Annotated in this window: 20 protein-coding genes; 17 read left to right on the top strand and 3 right to left on the bottom strand. The window is 63.2% G+C overall.

Annotated features, from left to right (window positions below; translation table 11 throughout):
- The first annotated feature begins 10 nt into the window (after positions 1 to 10).
- From BLW22_RS19165 to BLW22_RS19125, 9 genes are all read left to right on the top strand, one after another.
- The gene (locus BLW22_RS19165; protein ID WP_074847286.1) at positions 11 to 976 is read left to right on the top strand and encodes an amino acid ABC transporter permease; all 966 of its coding nucleotides are present in this window, start codon (positions 11 to 13) and stop codon (positions 974 to 976) included.
- A complete protein-coding gene (locus BLW22_RS19160) occupies positions 969 to 1742 on the top strand; it encodes an amino acid ABC transporter ATP-binding protein (protein WP_065927298.1) in 774 nt (257 codons plus the stop codon). Before BLW22_RS19165 ends, BLW22_RS19160 begins: the two co-directional genes overlap by 8 nt.
- An 18-nt stretch (positions 1743 to 1760) precedes the next feature.
- Positions 1761 to 2684, top strand: coding sequence for an ABC transporter substrate-binding protein (locus BLW22_RS19155; RefSeq protein ID WP_074847285.1), 924 nt, complete (start codon positions 1761 to 1763; stop codon positions 2682 to 2684).
- A 12-nt stretch (positions 2685 to 2696) separates the two neighbouring features.
- Positions 2697 to 4280, top strand: coding sequence for a flavin monoamine oxidase family protein (locus BLW22_RS19150; protein ID WP_074847284.1), 1584 nt, complete (start codon positions 2697 to 2699; stop codon positions 4278 to 4280).
- 11 nt (positions 4281 to 4291) lie between these two features.
- Complete coding sequence (locus BLW22_RS19145; RefSeq protein ID WP_074847283.1) at positions 4292 to 4714, top strand: RidA family protein; 423 nt, start codon at positions 4292 to 4294, stop codon at positions 4712 to 4714.
- A 223-nt stretch (positions 4715 to 4937) separates the two neighbouring features.
- Complete coding sequence (locus BLW22_RS19140; protein ID WP_065927301.1) at positions 4938 to 5438, top strand: DUF2165 family protein; 501 nt, start codon at positions 4938 to 4940, stop codon at positions 5436 to 5438.
- A gap of 36 nt (positions 5439 to 5474) precedes the next feature.
- Positions 5475 to 6581 carry an efflux RND transporter periplasmic adaptor subunit gene (locus BLW22_RS19135; protein WP_065948042.1) on the top strand — a complete coding sequence of 369 codons (1107 nt, stop codon included), beginning with the start codon at positions 5475 to 5477 and terminating at the stop codon, positions 6579 to 6581.
- A gap of 21 nt (positions 6582 to 6602) precedes the next feature.
- Positions 6603 to 9686, top strand: coding sequence for a MexW/MexI family multidrug efflux RND transporter permease subunit (locus BLW22_RS19130; RefSeq protein WP_065927303.1), 3084 nt, complete (start codon positions 6603 to 6605; stop codon positions 9684 to 9686).
- Positions 9683 to 11125 carry an efflux transporter outer membrane subunit gene (locus BLW22_RS19125; protein WP_074847282.1) on the top strand — a complete coding sequence of 481 codons (1443 nt, stop codon included), beginning with the start codon at positions 9683 to 9685 and terminating at the stop codon, positions 11123 to 11125. The genes BLW22_RS19130 and BLW22_RS19125 overlap by 4 nt, the downstream gene beginning before the upstream one ends.
- Here the strand turns inward: BLW22_RS19125 and BLW22_RS19120 are convergent.
- On the bottom strand, positions 11092 to 11829 hold the full coding sequence (locus tag BLW22_RS19120; RefSeq protein WP_074847281.1) for a nitroreductase family protein: 738 nt from the start codon (positions 11827 to 11829) through the stop codon (positions 11092 to 11094). The two genes, BLW22_RS19125 and BLW22_RS19120, sit on opposite strands and share 34 nt — an antisense overlap.
- Before the next feature lie 35 nt (positions 11830 to 11864).
- Positions 11865 to 12518, bottom strand: coding sequence for a helix-turn-helix transcriptional regulator (locus BLW22_RS19115; protein ID WP_065927306.1), 654 nt, complete (start codon positions 12516 to 12518; stop codon positions 11865 to 11867).
- A gap of 343 nt (positions 12519 to 12861) precedes the next feature.
- Between BLW22_RS19115 and BLW22_RS19110 the strand changes: the two genes are divergently transcribed.
- The 7 genes from BLW22_RS19110 to ribD all read left to right on the top strand — a co-directional run bounded on the left by BLW22_RS19110 (position 12862) and on the right by ribD (position 20016).
- Complete coding sequence (locus BLW22_RS19110) at positions 12862 to 13917, top strand: class I SAM-dependent methyltransferase (RefSeq protein WP_074847280.1); 1056 nt, start codon at positions 12862 to 12864, stop codon at positions 13915 to 13917.
- Positions 13917 to 14810 carry a VOC family protein gene (locus tag BLW22_RS19105; protein WP_065927308.1) on the top strand — a complete coding sequence of 298 codons (894 nt, stop codon included), beginning with the start codon at positions 13917 to 13919 and terminating at the stop codon, positions 14808 to 14810. Before BLW22_RS19110 ends, BLW22_RS19105 begins: the two co-directional genes overlap by 1 nt.
- Before the next feature lie 76 nt (positions 14811 to 14886).
- Positions 14887 to 15918 carry a formylglycine-generating enzyme family protein gene (locus BLW22_RS19100; protein ID WP_027607437.1) on the top strand — a complete coding sequence of 344 codons (1032 nt, stop codon included), beginning with the start codon at positions 14887 to 14889 and terminating at the stop codon, positions 15916 to 15918.
- Between the two features lie 10 nt (positions 15919 to 15928).
- Positions 15929 to 16525 (top strand): GTP cyclohydrolase II RibA, encoded by a 597-nt coding sequence (ribA, locus tag BLW22_RS19095; protein ID WP_074847279.1) that lies wholly within the window; start codon positions 15929 to 15931, stop codon positions 16523 to 16525.
- Positions 16526 to 16553: 28 nt separating this feature from the next.
- The gene (locus tag BLW22_RS19090; RefSeq protein ID WP_065927310.1) at positions 16554 to 18242 is read left to right on the top strand and encodes a WD40 repeat domain-containing protein; all 1689 of its coding nucleotides are present in this window, start codon (positions 16554 to 16556) and stop codon (positions 18240 to 18242) included.
- 17 nt (positions 18243 to 18259) lie between these two features.
- Positions 18260 to 18916: an SAM-dependent methyltransferase gene (locus tag BLW22_RS19085; RefSeq protein WP_074847278.1), complete on the top strand. Its 657-nt coding sequence runs from the start codon at positions 18260 to 18262 to the stop codon at positions 18914 to 18916.
- Positions 18913 to 20016, top strand: a complete 1104-nt coding sequence (ribD, locus tag BLW22_RS19080; RefSeq protein WP_235865598.1) for a bifunctional diaminohydroxyphosphoribosylaminopyrimidine deaminase/5-amino-6-(5-phosphoribosylamino)uracil reductase RibD — start codon at positions 18913 to 18915, stop codon at positions 20014 to 20016. The genes BLW22_RS19085 and ribD overlap by 4 nt, the downstream gene beginning before the upstream one ends.
- 35 nt (positions 20017 to 20051) lie before the next feature.
- Here ribD and BLW22_RS19075 read toward each other — a convergent pair whose 3' ends face one another.
- A complete protein-coding gene (locus BLW22_RS19075; protein ID WP_074848203.1) occupies positions 20052 to 20780 on the bottom strand; it encodes a class I SAM-dependent methyltransferase in 729 nt (242 codons plus the stop codon).
- A 315-nt stretch (positions 20781 to 21095) separates the two neighbouring features.
- Between BLW22_RS19075 and BLW22_RS19070 the strand changes: the two genes are divergently transcribed.
- Complete coding sequence (locus BLW22_RS19070) at positions 21096 to 22430, top strand: LLM class flavin-dependent oxidoreductase (protein WP_074847277.1); 1335 nt, start codon at positions 21096 to 21098, stop codon at positions 22428 to 22430.

Below are 22430 nucleotides of genomic sequence, written 5' to 3'. Positions count from 1 at the left end.
GGAATACACCATGCCCATCGTTGCCAAATCCTATGACCTGATTGACTCGCCCGGCGCGCTGCGCCAGGCGCGAGTGTCCACACCGATCAAAGCCCTGCAGGTGGTGCCCGCGCGGCACCCCTGGCGCTGGGCCGGGTCGATCTTTGCCGCGCTGGTGCTGCTCGCCATCGGGCATTCCCTGGCCACCAACCCGCGCTGGGAGTGGGGCGTGTTCGGCCAGTGGTTCTTCTCGCCGTCGGTGCTGCGTGGCCTCGGCCAGACCCTGTTGCTGACGCTGCTGAGCACGGTGTTCAGCGCCATCCTCGGCACTGCGCTGGCGTTGGCGCGGCTGTCGGGCTCGCCGCTGCTGGCGGCCCTGGCCTGGGGCTACATCTGGTTTTTCCGCTCGATGCCGGCGCTGCTGGTGCTGATCATCCTCTACAACTTCGCCTACCTGTACGACCACATTGTCCTCGGTGTGCCGTTTACCGACCTGGTGTTCGCCGAGTGGTCGACGGTGGACGTGCTCAGCCAATTCACCGTGGCCGTACTGGGCCTGAGCCTGATGCAGGCGGCGTACGCGGCGGAGATCATTCGCGGCGGCCTGATCGGTGTGGATGCCGGCCAGCATGAAGCGGCGGCAGCCCTGGGCCTGCCGGCCTCGCGGCGCATCTTCCGGATCATCCTGCCCCAGGCGCTGCGCTCGATCCTGCCGTCGGGGTTCAATGAAATCATTGGCCTGGTCAAGGGCACCTCCATCGTCTACGTGTTGGCCTTGCCGGAGCTGTTCTACACCGTGCAGGTCATCTACAACCGCACCCAGGCGGTGATCCCGCTGCTGATCGTCGCCACCGTCTGGTACCTGATCATCACCACCGTGCTCACCAGCGCCCAGTACTACGTCGAGCGTCATTTCGCCCGGGGTACGGCCAGGGTGCTGCCGCCCACGCCATTGCAACGCGTGCGCCGCTGGCTGAAGGAGAACACCCATGAGTGAAGCCCGTGCCGGCCGTATCCAGATCCAGGGCGTGGGCAAGCGCTTTGGCAATCAACAGGTGTTGAAAGACATCGACCTGACCATCGATCCGGGCAAGGTCACGGTGATTCTCGGGCCGTCCGGCTCGGGCAAGTCCACCTTGCTGCGCACCATCAACCACCTGGAAAAGATCGACAGCGGGCACATCACCATCGACGGTGAATACGTCGGCTATCGACGCAAGGGCGACCTGCTTTACGAGCTCAAGGAACGCGAGATTCTCAAGCGCCGTATCGACGTCGGTTTTGTGTTCCAGAACTTCAACCTGTTCCCGCACCTCACCGCCTGGGAAAACGTCGCCGAGGCGCCGCTGGCGCACAAGCGCTGGAGCAAGGCCGACGCCCAGGCCAAGGCCACCGCACTGTTGGCCAAGGTTGGCCTGGCGGACAAGGTCGATGCCTACCCACGCCAGCTTTCCGGCGGCCAGCAACAGCGCGTGGCGATTGCCCGCGCACTGGCGCTGGACCCCAAGGTGCTGCTGTTCGATGAACCCACCTCGGCCCTCGACCCGGAACTGGTGGGCGAAGTACTCGACGTGATCAAGGGCCTGACCCAGCTGGGCGTGACCCTGGTGATCGTCACCCACGAAATCGGTTTTGCCCGCGAAGTGGCCGACCACGTGGTGTTTCTCTGCGACGGCGAGTTGATCGAAGAGGGCCCGCCCGAACAGATTTTCCGCCAACCCCGACATCCCCGCACCGTAGCCTTTCTCGGCAAGGTGCTTTAGTTCAAGGAGTGACTGCCCATGTTCATCAACACCACCCGCGTGGCCCTGCTGGCGCTGGCCGTCAGCACCGCGCAAAGCGCATTCGCCGTGCAACAGGTCGACCTCAGCCCCGACCGCCCACGCATCCATGTGCCGCGTAACGAAGCGGCGATTGCGCAGATCCCGCCGGGCTTCAAGTTCGCCCAGCCGGGCAAGTTCACCGTGGCTGTGTCCGGCGTGGCCGGGCCGCCGCTGGCGCTGCTGGCCAGCGACGACAAGACCACCATCGGCAGCGAAGCCGACACCGCGCAACTGGTGGCCGACAGCCTCGGCCTGCAACTCAATGTGGTGCAGACCAGCTGGGAAGACTGGCCCCTGGGCGTCAGCTCGGGCAAATACGACGCGGTGATCAGCAACGTCACCGTGACCGAGGCGCGCAAGAAGCGCTTTGACTTCGCCACCTATCGCCAGGATGTGCTCGGCTTCTACGTCAAGACCACCAGCAAGATCAGCGAGATCAAGCAGGCAGCCGATATTGCCGGGCTGAAGATCATCGTCGGCTCCGGCACCAACCAGGAAAAAGTCCTGCTGGCCTGGAACGAGGCCAACGAAAAGGCCGGTCTCAAGCCCGCGCTGTTGCAGTACTTCGACGACCAGGCCGCCGCGCAGCTGGCGGTGCAGTCGGGGCGCAGCGATGCGCTGTTCGGGCCCAACTCGGTGTATGCCTATTCGGCGGCAATCACCGGCGGCATCAAGCGCGTCGGCACGGTGAACGGTGGCTGGCCATTGCAGGCGGACATTGCCGTGACCACCCGCAAGGACAACGGCCTCGTCAAGCCGATCCACACCGCCCTGGAAGGCGCGATTGCCGGCGGCCAGTACGAGCAGGTGCTGCAACGCTGGGGCCTGGATGTGGAGCGCGTCGACAAGTCGCTGATCAACCCACCGGGCCTGCCGGATTAAGGAGCAATCGACATGGGACTGACACGACGTGAAGCGTTGTCGAGCATCGCTGCGGTAGGCGGCGAAAAAGCCGTCAAGGATGCACTCGCGGTACTCGGCCTCGGGCCGTCATCGCACCGCCGACCGCAACCGTTGAAACTCAAGGACGGCCTGGGGCAGGGCACCCGCGTGCTGGTGCTGGGCGCCGGGATTGCCGGGCTGGTCACCGCCCTGGAACTGACCCGCGCCGGGTTCAGCGTGCAGGTGCTGGAAGCCCGTGAGCGGGTCGGCGGTCGCACCTGGACGATACGTCATGGCGACCGCGTGGACTACCAGGATGGCCGTACGCAGACCGCCGCGTTCGAGCCGGGGCATTACTTCAACGCCGGGCCGGCACGGATTCCCAGCCAGCACCGCACGATCCTCGATTATTGCAGTGAGCTGGGCGTGCCGCTGGAAGTGCTGGTCAACAGCAGCCATGGCGCCCAGGTGCGGCCGGATGTGAACCAGCCGGCCTTCACCGTCGGCCAGGCGATCAACGATGCGCGCGGGCATTTGTCCGGGTTGCTGGCCAAAGCGGTGCAGCGTGATGCCCTCGACGATGTGCTGAGCGCCGAGGAACGCACGCGCTTGCTGGGGTTTTTGCACGTGTATGGCGACCTGTCCCAGGAGCTGGCCTTTGAGGGCACGCTCCGTTCAGGACACCTGGAGTCCCCGGCACATCCCGGCGCTTTGCCCGCCAGCCGCAGCCCGTTGGCGCTGGATCAACTGCTGCACCCCGAACTGTGGGGCGCCTTGCTGCACTCCGAGTTTCCGGAGTTTTCGGCGACCATGTTCCAACCGGTGGGCGGCATGGACCGCATCACCGACGCCTTCTACCGGCGCGTCAGCGATCACGTGCAACTGGGCGCCCAGGTGCGCCAGATCCGTCAGTTGGAAGACGGCGTGGCCGTGACCTACCACGACCAACGCAGCGGTCGCGAGCAGGTGGTACGCGCCGACTATCTGGTCTCGACCTTGCCGCTGCCGTTGCTGGCAAAACTCGACACCGACTTCAGCGACCCGATCAAGGCCGCCTTGCTCAGCACCCGCAGCGACCAGGCCACCAAAGTGGCGTGGCAATCCCCGCGTTTCTGGGAAACCGACTACCGCACCTACGGCGGCCTGTCGTGGATCGAACACCCGGCGCGCCTGCTCTGGTACCCGAGCAACGACCTCAACACTCGCGAGGGCCTGCTGGTGGCCGGTTACGTGACCGGGGAGGGCGCCGATGCGTTCGGCGCGCGACCGTTCGACCAGCAGTACGCCACTTCCAAGGAAGCGGTGGAACTGCTGCATCCGGGCTACTCCAGGCACCTGCGTCACCCGCTGGCGGTGTCCTGGGAACAGATCCCCTTCAGCGAAGGCCCGTGGCTGCAACGCGAACACTTCCCGGCCGATGCCAGCGCCTTGCTCGAAGAAGGCCACGGCCGCGTGTACTTCGCCGGCGACGGCCTGGTGCAAAGCGGCGTGGGCATCTGGCAGGAATCGGCGGCCAACTCGGCGCGGCATGTGGTCGCGCAACTGGCTGAACGCGTGACCCGACACACACACCTCGCGGCAGTGGCCGCCTCCTAAGGAACACACCCATGAGCGACAGCATTCAACGTACCAGCGTCGGCGACTTTCCGATCTCGCAGACCGTCACCGTGCCGGCCTCCGCCAGCCTGGTCTTCGTCAGCGGGACCTTGCCGGACCTGGTTGATCCAACGGTTCCCGGGGTGTTTGGCAACACCGAAGTGCAGACAGTTTCGGTGTTCAACAAGCTGCGCCAGATCCTGCGCCAGCAAGACCTGGACCTGGGCGATATCGTGCAGTTACGGGTATTCCTGGTCGGCGCCGAGGAAACGGGCGGCAAGCTGGATTTCGCTGGGTTGCAGCGTGGGTATACGCAGTTCTTCGGCACCCCCGAGCAGCCGAACAAGCCGGCACGCACCGCGTTGCAGGTCGTGGCGTTGCCATTGCCCGGTGCACTGGTGGAAATCGAAGCCATCGCCGCCAGGACGGCGTGATAATCCCTCGCAAGTAACCCCCCTCACAACCGCTTCCGGGCTTCGGCGTGACTGCGCCGAACGCCCCGGCGGGCGCTTGCCACACCGCGTTTCCAGCCTTCCTGAACCCCCCTCCCGCAAAAAGATAAATCTTGTATTTAAACGCCTGCGACGTATTATCCAAGCAATGTCTTGTGTATATACCTGAGGCTGGATTTCCCTTTCGGCAAATACGGAGGTTTGAATGACTGTGGAGGCAGGGTTACTGGGTCACTCGTTGTCGGTGTTCCTGGGCGTACAGGCCGTCGGCCTGAGCCTGTGGCTGAGCATTGCGGTGCTTAACAACTGGCAAGCGTTTCGCAGCTCGGTAGGCGCGGTAGGCGCGACCATGGCCATGGAGCCGTTGCGCCAGAGTCCTGCCATCGACATTCCCTTGCTGGTGCGGGCCGTGCGTTCACCCCGTCTGCACCAACTGGCCCTGCTGGTGGTGCTGGCCCTGCAAGTGGTCGCCGCGCTCGCGGCCTGGACCGGCAGCTATCAGTTGATCCTCGGCGACGGCCTGCTGTCGGCACGGCCCTGGCTCAACCTGGCCCTGAGTGCGTTTTCGGCGTTTGTCTTCGCGATGCTGCTGGGGGGCTTGTGGTTCGGCTACTGGATTCGCCAGGAGGGGTTGCAACTGACGCACCTGGTGCTGACGATCTGGGCGGTACTGGCCTTCTTCCTGTTCAACCACAGCTGGCTGTGAACCGCGTGTAATGCACTCATCGTGATAAGGACGTCCATGAACAAGAAGAAGATAACCAGCCTGGTGTTGATTCCGGTGGCGGTCATCGCAGTGGTGATGATGTCGCGCGCGCCGTCCCAGGCCCAATCCGCCGATGCCCCCGCCAGCGCGTTGACCAAGGTGGCCCTGGGGGCGGTGCAAGTGCGCCCGGCCAATGTGTATTTCGCCGGCGTCGGTGAGCTGGAAGCGGCCTCCCAGGTGCAGGTTTCCGCCGAGGTCGGCGGGCGGGTCACGTTGATCAACTTTGAGTCGGGCCGCCAGGTCAAGGCTGGCGAAGTGCTGGTCAAGCTTAACGATGCCCCGGAACAGGCCGAGCAGTTGCGGCTGCAGGCCCAGGTGCGCAATGCCGAGATCATCCGCAAGCGCGTGACCGGGCTGGTCAGGGAAAACGCTGCGACCCAGGAACAGCTCGACAACGCCCGGGCCGCCCATGACATGGCCCTGGGCGAGTTGAAAAAAGTCCAGGCACTGATTGCCCAGAAGACCATCCGCGCGCCCTTCGCCGGAGTGCTCGGCATTCGCCAGGTCAACGAAGGGCAGTACCTCAATGTCGGCGACCGCATCGTCAGCCTGGTCAACACCCAGGTGCTCTATGTCAATTTTTCCCTGGATGAGCAGCTCAGTCGCCGCCTGGTCGTCGGGCAAACCGTGGGCGTGCTGATCGACGCCTACCCTGACCGGGTGTTCAAGGCGCGGATCAGTGCCGTCGACCCGATGATCGGCCGCTCACGCACGGTGCAGGTGCAGGCCACGCTGGAGAGCCCGGACGCCCCCCTCAAGCCGGGCATGTACGCCAGCGTCAAAGTGGCCGATACCGAGGTGGCCGATGTGCTCACCGTGCCGGAAACGGCGGTGGCCTACACCGCCTATGGCGATACCGTTTTCCTTGCCCGCCCGGACCAGGGCGCCACGCTGGTGGTCAAGCGGGTGGCGGTGAAAATCGGCCAGCGCCAGGACGGTTGGGTCCAGATCCAGGAAGGCTTGCACGAGGGTGACCAGGTGGTGACCTCCGGGCAACTCAAGCTCAGTGACGGCATGGCGGTGCAGGCGACCGATGACACCCTGGCCCTGCCTGCGTCCAAACCGCCTGTGACGGGCATCTGATTCTTCGCCCAGAGAACGCTCATGACTTTCACCGATATTTTCGTTCGGCGGCCGGTGCTCGCGCTTGTCGTCAGTATTCTGATCCTGCTGCTGGGGATCATGTCCTTGTTGCAGCTGCCGATCCGCCAGTACCCGATGCTGGAAAGCTCCACCATCACCGTGACCACCGAATACCCCGGCGCTTCGTCAGACCTGATGCAGGGCTTCGTCACGCAACCGATTGCCCAGGCGGTGTCGTCGGTGGAAGGTGTGGATTACCTGTCGAGCTCGTCGGTGCAGGGGCGCAGCGTGGTCACGGTGCGCATGGAGCTCAACCGGGACTCGACCCAGGCCCTCACGGAAGTCATGGCCAAGGTCAACCAGGTGCGTTTCCGGCTGCCGGAGCAGGCCTATGACCCGGTGATCGAACGCTCGTCCGGCGAGTCGACGGCGGTGGCCTATATCGGGTTCTCCAGCCCGACCCTGTCGACCCCGGCCTTGACCGATTACCTGGCACGGGTGGTGGAGCCGGTGATGAGCACCATCGAGGGCGTGGCCAAGGTCCAGGTGTTCGGCGGGCAAACCCTGGCGATGCGCCTGTGGATCGACCCCGCACGGCTGGCCGCGCGCGGCCTGACCGCCGCCGATGTGGCCGACGCGGTGCGCCGCAACAACTACCAGGCAGCGCCGGGCAAGGTCAAAGGCCTGTTCGTGGTCGCCAACCTGCGGGTCAATACCGACCTGACCAACGTCAATGAATTTCGCGATTTGGTGCTGCGCAACGATGGCAACGGCCTGGTGCGCCTGAAGGATGTCGGCACCGTGGAGCTGGGCGCGGCGTCCAGCGAAACCAGTGCCACCATGGACGGCGTTTCGGCCGTGCACCTGGGGTTGTTCCCGACGCCCGGCGGCAACCCGCTGGTGATTGTCGACGGTATCAAGAAACTCCTGCCGGACGTGCGCAAGACCCTGCCGCCGGACGTCAAGGCCGAGCTGGCGTTTGAAACCGCGCGCTTTATCCAGACCTCCATCGACGAGGTGATGAAGACCCTGCTCGAGGCCTTGCTGATCGTGGTGATCGTCATCTACCTGTGCCTGGGGTCGTTGCGCACGGTACTGATTCCGGTGGTGACCATCCCCTTGTCGATGCTGGGGGCCGCGGCGCTGATGCTGGCGTTCGGTTTCAGCCTCAACCTGTTGACGCTGTTGGCGATGGTGCTGGCTGTGGGTCTGGTGGTGGACGATGCGATTGTGGTGGTGGAGAACGTGCACCGGCATATCGAGGAAGGCAAGACCCCGGTGGCGGCCGCCCTGGTCGGGGCGCGGGAAGTGGCGGGCCCGGTGATCGCCATGACCATTACCCTGGCGGCGGTGTATGCGCCCATCGGCATGATGGGCGGCCTCACGGGGGCGTTGTTTCGTGAATTCGCCCTGACCCTGGCCGGCGCGGTGATCGTGTCCGGCGTGGTGGCGCTGACGTTGTCGCCGGTCATGAGCTCGTTCCTGCTGCAGTCCAAGCAATCGGAAGGGCGCATGGCACACCTGGCCAACCGTTTCTTCGACGGCCTGGCCCTGCGTTATGCCAAGGTGCTGGACCTGTCGCTGCGGCATCGCTGGCTCAGCGGGCTGTTTGCCTTGCTGGTGATGATCAGCCTGCCGTGGCTGTACCAGTTGCCGCAGCGGGAGCTGGCGCCCACCGAGGACCAGGCCGGGCTGCTCACCGCCATCAAGGCGCCGCAACATGCCAATTTGGAGTACGTCGAGCGCTTTTCCGCCAAGCTGAATGAGGTCTACGGGCGCCTGCCGGAAACCGTCAGCACCTGGATCATCAATGGCAGCGACGGCATCGCCTCGAGCATTGGCGGCATCAACCTGACGTTGTGGGGCGAGCGCGAGCGCACCGCCGCGCAGATCCAGGTCGACCTGCAAGCGGCTACCAACGACGTGGAAGGCACCAGCATCTTTGCCTTCCAGTTGCCTGCCTTGCCGGGCTCCACCGGTGGCCTGCCGGTGCAACTGGTGCTGCGCAGCTCCCAGGATTACCGCGTGCTGTACGAGACCATGGAGCAGATCAAGCAGAAGGCCCGCGACAGTGGGTTGTTCGCCGTGGTCGACAGTGACCTGGACTACAACAACCCGGTGGTACAGGTGCGAGTGGACCGGGCCAAGGCCAACAGCCTGGGGATCCGCATGCAGGACATCGGCGAATCGCTGGCGGTGCTGGTGGGGGAAAACTACCTCAACCGCTTTGGCCTGGAGGGCCGCTCCTATGATGTGATTGCCCAGAGCCCGGGCAGTGAGCGACTGACGCCCGAAGCCCTGACCCGCCAGTATGTGCGCACGGAAGACGGCACACTGATTCCGCTGTCGACGGTGATCCAGGTGTCCGAGCACGTCGAACCCAACAAGCTGACCCAGTTCAACCAGCAGAACGCCGCGACCTTCCAGGGGGTGCCGGCTGCCGGGGTCACCCTGGGCGACGCCGTGGCGTTCCTGGAAGGCGTCACCGCCGAGTTGCCCGTGGGGTTCAGCTACGACTGGCAATCCGATGCGCGGCAGTACACCCAGGAAGGCAATGCGCTGCTGCTGGCGTTCCTGGCGGCGGTGATCGTGATCTACCTGGTACTCGCGGCGCAGTACGAAAGCCTGATGGACCCGCTGATCATCCTGATCACCGTGCCGCTGTCCATCAGCGGCGCGCTGATTCCCCTGGCGCTGGGCTACGCCACGATCAATATCTACACCCAGATCGGCCTGGTGACCCTGATCGGGCTGATCAGCAAGCACGGCATCCTGATGGTCGAGTTCGCCAACGCCCTGCAGGCCCAGGAACACCTCGACCGTTCCGAGGCGATACGCAAGGCCGCGCAGATTCGCTTGCGGCCGATCCTGATGACGACGGCGGCCATGGTGGTCGGCCTGGTGCCGCTGCTGTTCGCCTCGGGGGCCGGGGCCAACAGCCGCTATGGCCTGGGGGTGGTAATTGTATCGGGCATGCTGATCGGTACCTGCTTCACCCTGTTCGTGCTGCCGACGGTCTACACCCTGCTGGCCCGCAAGCATTCAGTGGCGGCCGCGACCCCGAGGGCCCAGTCCCTGGCGCAAACCCTGAGGAGTGAACCATGAAGCCCGGCAAAACTGTCACCACCGTGCTGGCGCTGATTCTGCTCAACGGCTGCATGGTCGGGCCGCATTACGAAAAGCCCATAACCCCGCCGATCAGCCTGGTCACTGCACAAAAGGCCTTGTTCGCCCAACAGGCGCCGGTGCAGGCCCAGTGGTGGTCGTTTTTTGACGACGCCGAGCTCGATCGCCTGATCGACACGGCGCTGGCGCATAACCATGACATTCGCCAGGCCCAGGCCAACCTGTTGGCCTCCCGTGCGGTGTTTGATGACCGCCGGCTCGACCAGTATCCCGGCGTCACCGCCCGTACCGCCTATGGCCGCAGTCTGGAGCAGCAGTTGCCGTTCGACGGTGGGCCTCCCGAGCGGATGCTGTCGCAGACCTATCGCGCCGGCTTTGATGTGCAGTGGGAGATCGACGTGTTCGGGCGTTTGCAACGTCTGACGGCATCGGCCCTGGCACGCTCGCAGGCGGCGCAGGCGGACCTGGCGCTGATGCAGTTGAGCATCGCTGCCGACGTGGCGCGTTATTACTACGAGCAGCAGGGCTTGAGCCGCAGCCTGGAGGTGGCCAAGGCCCAGGTCAGTGCCTGGCGCGAAACGCTCACGCTGACCAGCGCTCAGGTGCGCGCCGGCAGCGGCCAATTCGAGGATCAGCAAAACGCCCATGCCAACCTGCTGCTCAGTGAGGCGGCGATTCCACCGTTGCTGACGCGGATCCAGGAAACCGGTTATCGCCTGGACGTATTGACCGGCCAACCCCCGCGTCAACAGCAGGCGTTGGCCAAGGCGCATTTCCTCGCGCCCCTGGCCCGGCAACTGCCCTTGGGCGATGTCGACCAGTTGATCCGCAATCGTCCGGATGTGGTCAGCGCCGAACGCCTGCTGGCCGCCAGCACCGAAGACGTCGGCGCGGCCACGGCGGACTTGTACCCACGCCTGAACCTGGGCGGTTTCATTGGCTTCTTCGCCCTGCGCGGCGGCGACCTGGGCAGCGCATCCCGCGCGTATGAGCTGGCGCCGTCGGTGGACTGGCCGGCGTTTCGCCTGGGCAACGTGCGTGCGCGCCTGCGCGGTTCCCAGGCCCAGGCCGAAGGTGCCCTGGCGCGCTATCAACAGTCGCTGCTCAAGGCCCAGGAAGATGTGGAAAATGCGCTGATGCGCCTGGCGCAGGACCAGACCCGCCTGGGCGCGTTGCTGGCGTCCGCCACCCATGCCGAGCAGGCGATCGACATCGCCAGCAAACGCTACCGCAGCGGTTCGGGCACCTACATGGCGGTGCTGGAAAACCAGCGCGCGTTTTTCCTGATCAAGAAGGACGTGGCCGATGCCGAGACGGCGTCCTACCTCAACGCCATCGCGTTATACAAGGCGCTGGGCTGGGGCAGTGGCGGTGCGCAGCAGGCTCAATCAGCGGACAAGCCATTGGCCAGCAACTGAGCCTTGAGATCGGGCCGGTAGTTGCGTGCATACGTGCGGCCCACGGTGCTTGACCAGGATTGGCCGTCCGCACGGCCAATGATCTGCCAATGGCGCATCAGGTGCTGGTCATAGGCACTGATCGCCGGTGCCAGCGCGGCACGGTTGTAGCGCTCGTCGTGACGGAAGGCTTCGATGCCCATGCGCGGTTTCTGTGCCGCCGGCTCGTGCACATGACCCAGGGCCAGTCCGCACAGGGCGAAGGTCTGCTCGGGCAGCCCGAGCAGCTCGATCATCGCTTCAGCGTTGGCACGAATGCCACCCACCGGCACCACGCCCAACCCCAATGAGCGTGCGGCGATCATCAGGGTGCTGAGGATAATGCCGCCGTCGGTGCTGGCGGCGATCAGCCCTTCCAAGTGCCGCTGGATCTGCTGTTGCTGGCCATTGAGCGCGGCACCGACGGCGGTCTTGTGAAAGTCCACCACCAGGGTGATAAACACCGGTGCCGACGCGATCCAGGGCTGGCCGCCAGCTATTGCCGCAATGCGTTGGCGGGTGTTTGCGTCGCGCACGACCACCACGGAAATATGCTGGGCATTGAAGGACGTCGGCGCCAGGTGACCGGCCCGCAAGATGGCATCCAGGTGTTCGTCGCTGACGGGCGTGGATTGGAAGCTGCGCTCGCTGCGGTGGTTGGCGAGCAAGTCGATAGTCGGTGTCATGGCCTTATTCCTTTAGGGCGGTTGGTGTGGGGCGGTCAGGTGCGCGGTTGAATGTTATAGACGCAACGTCGGTCGCCGGAGATCAGGTGTTCGCAGCGTTCGACAAGGGTGTCGTCACCCATGGCTGCACGAAATATCTGCAGCTCCGAGCGGCAGAAACCCTGGCATTTGCGCGCGGCAGCGCAGATCGGGCAATGGTTTTCGATCAGCAGCCAACCTTCACCCGCGGGTTCCATGTGCGCCATATAGCCGGCGAGTTCGCGGATGCGCACCAGGATGGCGACTTTTTCTTCCAGGGACGAGGCTTGCGAACACGCCTGGACGTATTCCTGGCGATTGGTCGCTTCCATGCTGGTGATGATTTTCTCGATGCCGTCACTGCCGAAAACCCCCTCGATGGATTCGATCAGGTGCAGGGTCAGCACGCTGTGGGAATCGGGGAATTTGTTGTGTGCGGTGTCCGTCAGCGCCCACTTCAACGACGGCCGGCCGGCCCCGGAAGTGGGTGCCGAAACGCCGACGATCAACTCCGATGCCTGCAATTTCTGGATTTGTTGCCGGGTCGCCTCAAACGTGAGTTCCAGCAGCGAAGCCAGTTCGGTGGTTTTCAACGGGCCACGGGTCTTGAGCAAAAACAGGATGCGTTCGGCGGTGGATGACTGGGTATCGTCGGCAGGTTTGGAGGTCATAAATCGCGTGTAACCATGGGGAGTGAGGGCATCACTGGAGTTCGTCGACCTTTGGCGCCATCCATTGCGTAAGGGGTATTGGACATGAGCATAGTCATTTTTGCTGCTCAGGAAAATAATAAATAAAAGGAATTAATAAGTAATTATAAAGAGCAAATAATTATAAAAGGTTTACCTTGCTTTTGTAGGACTTAGGACTAGGATCGTAGCTAGCTTTTTTGGAAGCTGCTCCTGAACATTCATTTGCACACGACTCCGGACCGTTAGAAAACACGCTACGTCTCAAACACTGATTGCTTGCCGACGTCAGCGAAGACAAAAACATTCAAGGAAGAGAATCTGTATGAATGCGCAAAAGCCGACGACCATCTATGAGCACGCTGATGAAGTAACTGCTCTGTCCAGCGTGGTCGACCTGGTGAAACTCTCCGACCAGTATCGACAATCCGCCATCCTTCACTTCGCTGTAGCGCAGCACCTCTTCGATCAAACCACCCGCCCGGCTACCGCCGACGCAATCAGCCAGCAATTGGGCTGGGTGCCCAACAAGGCGAAGATCTTTCTCAATGGCCTGGTTGCCCTGGGTCTGTTGAAAAAGTCCGCCGACACCTATACCAACCAGCCACTGGCCGAGCGTTTCCTGGTCAGCCGCAGCGCCGAGTTCATCGGCCCGATCATTGCCCACCAGCGCTTGCAGTGGCAGAACTGGCCACGCCTGGGGGAGATCCTGAGCAGCGCCGAGTCCATGGATTTCCAGCAGGAGAACCGCTTCAAGCACGACATCGCCGCACGTGATGCCTTCAACGATGCGATGGTGCGCTTCAGTCAACCCATGGTCGATGTGCTCAAGGAATTGCCGGTGTTCGATACCGCCAGCAAGGTCATCGACCTGGCCGGTGGACACGGCACCTATATCGCCGAAATCGCTCGGCGGCACCCTCAGGTCCAGGGCGAAATCTGGGACCTGGCCGCCACGCGCCAGTCCGCCGAAAGCACCACCGAGAAGTACCAGTTGGCGGGGCGCCTGACGTTCAAGGAACGTAACCTGCTGGACCTGGCCCGTTACGAAGGTGAAAGCGCCGACGTGATCATGGTCAATGACTGCCTGCACTACTTCACCCGCGAAGAAACCAGCACGCTGATCCGCTCGGCTGCCCAGTTGGTCAACGACGGCGGTTCGTTGCTGGTGCTGAGCATGACCCTGGAAGACGATGAAATTCACCCGGCGCTGTCGGCGGATTTCTCCCTGCACATGATGGTCAACACGGTGCACGGCGAACTGCATCCCACCCGTTGGATTGCCGAACAGATGGTTGCCCAGGGCTTTGAGGTGGTGCAGGAACCTATCGGGCGCTACAGCCTGTTGATCGGTCGCCGTACCGAGGGGAGGGTTGCCTGATGCTGCGCTTTATTACCTTGTACAGCTCCGACACGGCCGCACGTCTGAACGGCTTTCTCGAGCCGTTGAACACCTGCGCGAAAGCCGCCGGTTTTGAACTGTGCGCGGCCGTTGAGGGCGCGCAGTTACCCCAGGCCGACGGGTTTATCCTGCTGGTGTCGGCGGCAGACAGCCTCGACACCCTCACTACCCGGCTCGCGGCATTGGCCGATGGTTACCACAACAAGGCCGTCAGCATCGTGCGCCTTGCCGAAGGCAGCGCCGGGCAACCTGCCGGCGATCCGCTTAACGCGGCATTGCTGCAACGCACGGCCTGTTTCATTTACCCCCATGGCCTGGCGATCACTGACGCGGGCGTATCCCCGGACACGGTGAAAAACTGGTTGGCCGGTTTCTCCAAATTCGCCGCCGCGATCAAAATGTGGCGGTCCCTGGAAGGTGTATCCATCGAGGCTGCCGCGTTGGAGTCCCAGCGCCCGCAACTGACCCATATCAACATCCTCACCCGCGACCTGGAAGCCTCCCAGGCGTTCTATCGCGACATCTTCGGCGCCCACTATTGCTACAACCTGGGGCCGCGCAAAGTAGTGATGGAGTTGAATGGTTTCGACTTCTTCATCGAACACAATCCCGACTTTGTCTACCCGCCGGGCTACCACATCGGCATTCGTGCGCTGCCGGAGGATGTCAAACGCATCGCCGACAAGGTGGCTGCCGACGACAACATCACCCTGGTCAAGGGCAATGGCCCCGCGCCGGGTTATCACCACGGTCCGGACAACGTCCGCACGGCCGTGTACTTCGAAGACCCCGATGGCCTGGTGGTTGAGGTGTACTCCACCGAAATCGAGATGATCGAGACCAATCGAAGGTTGCTGCTCGACCGACTCTGATACCTGACTGATCCCCACACGCCGAGCGGTTTCGCGCTCGGTCGTGGATGTGTTCGCTCGGAATAAAGGTGTACCTATGACGAATCAATACGGTTGGCATTGGCCGACGCTGCCGAGCCCTTTGCCAAAGAACGTGTCTGATCGGGTATTGATGGGCTACCCGCAGGCTTACGTCGAATATGAACTGACCCGGCAAATCGCCGACGCCACCGGACAGCTGATGAGTGCGCCCATCGAACAACTGCTACGGGTGGTCGAGTCGGTTGCCGAACCCCTGGTGCGGCGTATCGCCGCCGGTGAAGTGCTGGGCTACAAGGGCGACCCGCGCATCGACGTGTTCAGCCCCGCCATGTGCGACGTTCCTGCCGCCCAGGTCGAGATCGGCCTGGAGCCGCAGCGCGTCGATGCGGTCATGACCGCCTACGCCGGGCTGGGCCTGGACCGCAGTTGGATCGAGAAAGAAACCCCCAACCATCGGGTCGACCTGGCGAGCTTTCGCATCGGTCGCTACCCGGTCACCAACAGCGAATATCGCGCCTTCCTGTTGGATACCGGTTATCCGTTCCTGCCGACCGGCTGGGCCTTTGGCCGCTTTCCCCAGCACCAGGCCAACCACCCGGTCTACAGCGTCAGCGACGTGGATGCCGACGCCTACGCCCAATGGCTGAGCCGACGCACCGGGCGCGCGTTCGCGCTGCCCAGCGAAGCACAGTGGGAATACGCCGCGGCAGGGCCGCAGCGCTCTCAGTTTCCCTGGGGCGAAACCTTCAATGTCGAGTACGCCAACACCATCGAGTTGGGGTTGCTCACGTCGACACCCGTCGGGGTGTTCCTCGAGGGCGCCTCGATGTTTGGCGCGCTGGACATGGCCGGCAACGTGGAAGAGTACGTTGCCGACGATTATCGGGCCTATCCGGGCGGGCCTGAGATCAACGATGACCTGGTGCTGGATGTTGGTAGGCACCGGGTAGCCCGTGGCGGCAGTTTCACCCGCTTCAGGGATCTTGCGCGCAATCAGCGCCGACATGGACGTTATCCAAGACCCATCTATGTCATGGGATTCCGTTTGGTAGAAAACCACTCTGGCCAGAACGCGACACTTCCATAGAGGCTATGCCATGGACACTCCAGTAACGCTTCATACGCAAGTTCCCATCTCCATTCTTGGCGGTGAGGTCAACGCCCACTTCTACGGGTTCAAGGGCTTTGACAAGAACAATGAACACTTTGCCGTCAGAGCCGGTGAGCCCGATGCCGATGTGCCCCTGGTGCGCGTGCATTCCGAATGCATCACCGGTGATGTGTTCGGTTCCCAGCGCTGCGATTGCGGCCCGCAGCTGCAGGAAGCCCTGAAGGCGCTCGATGCCGAAGGCGGCTACCTGATCTACCTGCGCCAGGAAGGTCGCGGTATCGGCCTGTATTCGAAGTTCGAAACCTACCTGCTGCAAGACGCCGGCATGGACACCTACGAGGCCAACGTGAAGCTCAACCACCCGGAAGACTCGCGCAGTTTCGCCCCGGCGGTCGCCATGCTGCGGGCCCTGGATGTGCATCGCTGCCGGCTCCTGACCAACAACCCGGACAAGGTCAAGCAGTTGTGCGATGGCGGGATCGACGTGGTCAGCTCAGTGCCGACCGGGGTGTTCCTGACCAAGCACAACCACAACTACCTGCGATCAAAAGTCAGCAAGTCGAGCCACACCATCAAGCTTTGATTTCATTCTCCAGGAAAAGGACTTTTCGATGAGACACATAGGCCCTATCAGCGGCGTCGCCGCCCATGCTGGTGAGTTCATCGCCACCGCCGGCTACGACAACCAAGTCATTCTGTGGAACGCCCAGACCGGGCATTCGATCCACCGCGTCAGCCATGACCACCTGGCCAACCAGTGCGCGTTCAGTGCCGATGGCAAGTACCTGGTGAGCGCCAGCAGCGACTACACCGCCCGCGTCTGGGAAGTGCCGAGCATGCGCCTCAAGGCCGTGCTGTCGGGGCATGACGACGACGTGGAAATGGCGGTGTTCTCGCCGGACGGTGCGTCAATCGCGACCTGCTCGCGCGATCATCAACTGCGCCTCTTCGACCTCGACGGCAACCTCAAGGGCACCTGCCGCGGGCATCAGGCCGATGTGATTTCCGTGGTCTGGTCGCCGGATGGCAAACGCCTGATTTCCAGCAGCGACGACGGCACGGTGCGCCAGTGGGACACCAGCACCTTCGAGCAATGCGATGAAGTCGACATCGGTGGCGTCGAGACCGATACCGTCGCCATTACCCGCGCCGGCGTAGTGTTTGCCGGTGACGACGAAGGGCGTATCTCGATCATCCATGGAGGCGAGATCCGCTCCGTTCCTGCCCACGATGCCGGGATCAAGCGCATTGTCTGGAATGATGAAAAACAGCTGCTGGTGACCTTGAGTTATGACCGCCTGGCGATCCTCTGGCGCTTCGATGGCACGCAGTTGGAGCGCCTGCGCAGCACCAATTTGCCGAGCATCGTCTGGCCGCGCAGCTGTGCGTTCGTCGGCAGTGACGCCTTGGTGTTCGCCACCTTCGGCTCGCGCTACGCCACCTGGGATTATGAACACGATCAGTGGACCGTGGACGGCATTCAGCCGGCGGTGAGCATCAACGCCGTGGTGACCACCGAGGGCGGGCAATACAGCATCGGTGACGCGGGCCTGCTGTTTCGCGATAACCAGCCCGTGAGCGGCGTCGGCAGCCTGTGCAACTTCCTGCTGCCGTTCGGCCCGCTGCTGCTGACCGGCGGGCAGATGGGCCAAGTGTTCGATGCCCTCAGCGGGCGCCTGTTGTATCAGCATCGCTCGCCGCTCAATTGCGGCACCACGTTCCAGCGCAATGGCCAACTGCATGCATTGATCGGAACCTACACCGGCGAAGGCCTGGTGTTTGTCATCGCCGGCGATAACAGCCTGGAACTGGTGGCGTCGATCCCGATGCACGACAACGCGATCAAAGGCGTGGCGGCCAACGAGCATCACCTGTTCAGCGTATGCGCCTCGGCCGCCGCCGCCCTGCACACTATCAGCGACTTCAGTTGCGCGCGGCATATCGAAAATGCCCACACGCGTATCTCCAACGGTTGCTGCCGGGTCGACGGCGGTTTCGCCAGCATTGGTCGCGACCTGAAATTGCGCCTATGGCTGGAGTCCGGTGACGAGGTCTATGACACGCCGCACCGCAATTCCATCAAGTGCATTTGTGCCTCGGCCGACGGCGAAGTGATTGCCACCGCGAACTACAGCGGCACCATCGCGCTGTTCGACTTGCCCAGCCGTTCCTGGCAGCAAGTACAGCGTCCCACCGCCAGTGGTATCTCCTGCATCACCCACAGCACGGCCAGCGATGATTTCCTGGCCAGTTCCTACGATGGCCAGATCTACGGGATCGCCACCCGTCGCGCCTCTTGACCCAAGGACTGCCTGATATGAGCAAGCAAGCGCAATTCATGGACGTATCGACGTACCGCCGGGCGCTCGACACCTCATTTGTCCACCGCTACAGCCATGGTGAAGATGAGTGGTCCTGGGACATTGGCATGGCCAAGGCCGCCCGGGTTTTCCTCGAGGCACTGGGGCCGACGCCGGACCAGCATATCCTCGACGTGGGAGTCGGCCGTGCGCGGGATGCCTCGGAGTTCATCCTGGCAGGGCACCGGGTGACCGGCCTGGACATCGTCGAGAATTCCAGCTGGCCGCTGCTGCGCAAACGCTGGGGCGAGCGTCTCAGCCTGGTGTGCAGTGCCCTGCAGGATTGGCAGCCACCGGCGGGGGAGGCGTTTGACGGTGTACTCGACAATGGCTGCTTCCATCACCAGCATCCGGACGAGTGGGGCCGTTACCTGGCCAATATCCGCCAGTACGCGCGCCCTGGCGCGTTGATCGGGCTCAACGTCTTCGGCGTCGACGCGAGCAACCCGGAGCCGGGCTGGCGCGAGATGGATAACCAGCGTCAAGGTTATTTCTTCACCGAACAGGGCGTGCGCGACACCCTGGAAGCGTTTGGTTTCACCTGGCAGGACCTGGTGGTGATCGAGCGCCAGCATGGCGAGGCGGTGTACCTGTTGGCGCTGGTTCGCACATGAGCCTGGCGCTGGCGCGCGACATGCACTTCATGCGGCTCGCCCTGAAACTGGCTGACCGGGGGGCCTTTACCACGGCACCCAACCCCCGGGTCGGTTGCGTGATCGCCAAGGGCGACTTGCTGCTTGGCCAGGGCTGGCACGAGTGGGCGGGGCAGGCACACGCCGAAGTCAATGCCCTGCGCGAGGCGGGCGCCGATGCGCGGGGCGCCACCGCCTACGTCACCCTGGAACCGTGCGGCGGGCATGGGCGCACGCCGCCCTGTGCCGACGCGTTGATCAGGGCCGGGGTGGCGCGGGTGGTGATTGCCAGTGTCGACCGCTCCCAGCATGAGCATCATGGCATTGAGCGGCTTGAGGCGGCGGGTGTGCTGGTCGAACACTTGCCGTGTCCGGAGGCGCGCGAGTTGAACCAGGGGTTTTTTTCACGTACCGAACGCAAGCGGCCATGGTTGCGGATCAAACTGGCCATGAGCCTGGACGGTCGCACGGCCCTGGGTAACGGGCAATCCAAATGGATCACCTCGCCCGAGGCCCGGGACGATGTGCAAGTGTGGCGCGCCCGGGCCTGCGCGGTGCTCACCGGCAGTGGCACGCTGCTGGCGGACAACCCGCGCCTGACGGTGCGCCTGCCCGACCCGCACGCGGCGTTTTCCGTTCCGCTGCGGGTGGTGCTCGACCAGCATCTCAAGGGCGATGCCCAGGCCCATGTGCTGGATGGCGCGGCACCGACCCTGGTGTTTCATGGGCCCGGCGTCCAGCCGGCGCACCCACCACCTGCGGGTGTGCGTTTCCGGCAGGTCGGGGTGGACGGCGACGGGCTTGACCTGCGAGAGGTCATGACGGTCCTGGCTGAGGAGGGGTGCAACGAGGTCCAGGTCGAGGCCGGCCCGGTATTGTGTGGCGCCTTTGCGGCAGCAGGCCTGGTGGATGAGTGGCTGGTCTACATCGCCCCGCTGTTCCTGGGCAGTGATGCACGGCCGTTGCTGGCGCTGGATGGCTTGACCGATCTGGGGCAGGCGCAACCGTTGTCGATCATCGAGCAATGCCTGGTGGGGGCGGACATCCGGGTGCGATTGCGGCCGGTCGGCGCCCTGGCGTGATCGTTCCCACGCGCGTGGAAACGATCACTGCGCGATTATTTGCGGCAGGTCAAACCGATCTGCAGGCTGTTGCGCTCGAACAGTTGCCAGTACCCCGCACCCATGGAGGTGCGGCTGTGTTCACTGATCAGCGGGGCGACCCAGGTGAGCTGGTTGAAACCGGCTACTCGTGCGGCTTCTTCGTACACGCCATGCTCCCAGCGATAGTAGGTAAACGGTGCGGGGGGCGATGACATGAACTGCGCGTTGCAGCGAAACCCGCCGGCGACCGGGGTTTCATCGAACACCTCAATCCCATAGCGAGTGAAATTGCCTTTTTGCAGTTCGAACGACGGATTGGCGGTGTAGGCCACCAATTGGCCGCCGGGCTTCAGGTTGTCGGCGGCCGACTGAAACATCTTGCTCAGTTCGTCGACACTGCTGGCATAGTTGAACAGCCAGGCCGCCGTCACCATGTCGTAGGCGCCGATACGGCCCATCTTCGCCACATCCCGCACTTCGTAGGCGATACCGTCGTTGGCTTGCCGCGCCTGGTAAATCATGTTTTCGGAAATATCCACGCCATGCACCTTGGCTGCCCCCCAGTCCTTCAACTGGCGACTGAAGAAACCATGCCCACAGGCCAGGTCCAGGATATGCAGGCCCTCGATATTACCGACCATGCTGCGGAAGGTGTCGACCTCGACCTTGCGCTGAGAGGCCCTGGCGGTGAAATCCTCGAACTGTTCACTGATGCGTTCGTACACTTCTTTGGATTCTTTCATCTGCATGCCACTCCTTCGAATATGCGGGCTGGGGGATGTGCAAGCCTTGGCATTTTTATGCAAGGTATGACTTGCGATATTAGGCCTAACGCCTCGATTTAACAAACGGCTTGGTGGGCGGTGCGCCTCGATCGGGTCAGCCTGCTGATAGGCGCGCGCTGGGTTTATTATGTGTTTGTGGAATATCTTCTATTGTTTTGATCATTATTTTTAATGATTAGCATAGATCCACAAAGCATTTCACAAGCCTGTCGATGGGCCTTATGGTCCTTCTCCACAGGTCAGCGTCGCTGCCATCCACGGAGGAATATCGTGATGTCCCACTTACCCCGGCAACTCAGGTTCGGTGCCATCCTCACCGGCGTCGGCACCGCGCAAAACGAATGGCTGCACCCGCAAATCCCCGGCGACGCCAGTGTGGACATCAATTGGTATCGCGCCCAGGCGCAGCAGGCGGAAGCGGCAAAGTTCGACCTGGTGTTCATCGTCGACAGCCCCTACATCACCCCGGATTCGGCACCGCATTTTCTCAACCGCCTGGAGCCGCTGACCCTGCTCTCGGCCGTGGCCGGCGCCACCTCGAAGATCGGCCTGGTGGCCACCCTGACCACGTCCTATACCGAACCCTTCAACGTCGCCCGCCAGTTTGCCTCCCTGGACCTGATCAGCGGCGGCCGCGCCGGTTGGAACGTGGTCACCACCGGCCTGGAAGGTGCGGCCGGCAACTTCGGCCGTGAGCAGCATATCGACCACACCGAGCGTTATCGCCGCGCGGCCGAGCACCTGGAGGTGGTGCAGGGGCTATGGGATTCCTACGAGGACGACGCCTTCGTGCGCGACAAGGCCAGCGGCGTGTTCCTCGACCCGCAACGCCAGCATCGCCTGGACCACCATGGCGAGTTCTTCTCGGTGACCGGGCCGTTGAATATCGCACGCTCAGCCCAGGGCCAGCCGGTGATTTTCCAGGCGGGTATTTCCGAGTCCGGACGCAGCCTGGCGGCCAACTATGCCGAGGGCATTTTTGCCGGCGTGGGCAATTTCGAGGACGCCCAGGCCTACTACCGCGACATCAAACAACGCACCGCCGCCGCCGGACGCAACCCCGACCACGTGACCATCCTGCCGGGCATTTCGCCGATCATTGCCGATACCGACGAGCAAGCCCAGGCCATCGACCGCGAACGCAATGGCGAGCTGGATTTGAACAAGGCACTGGTGCAGTTGGGGCGACCGTTCAACTACCACGACTTCAGCCAGTACCCGCTGGATGAGCCGTTCCCGGACCTGGGCGACCTAGGCAGCAACGGCTATCGCGGGCATGCCGAAAACATCAAGCAAGTCGCCCGTGACCAGCAGTTGACCCTACGCCAGGCGGCGTTGCGTTTTGCCAAGCCGTTCTCGAGCTTTGTCGGATCCCCCAAGACCGTGGCGGACGAGATCGAACGCTGGTTTGTCGAAGGGGCGGTGGATGGTTTCAATATCCATGTCGGCGCGCCGGATGACTTTGCGCGGTTTACCGACCAGGTGCTGCCATTGTTGCGCGAGCGCGGGTTGTTTCGCAGTGAGTACAGCCACAGCACGTTGCGTGGGCATCTGGGCTTGCCGGTGCCGGTGAATCGGCATACGGCGGCAAGGAGCGAGGCGGCCTGA

The organism is Pseudomonas marginalis (assembly GCF_900105325.1).
GTDB lineage: Bacteria > Pseudomonadota > Gammaproteobacteria > Pseudomonadales > Pseudomonadaceae > Aquipseudomonas > Aquipseudomonas marginalis.
The sequence above is the reverse complement of the archived record's forward strand: the minus strand, read 5'-3'. Positions and strand labels throughout refer to the sequence as shown.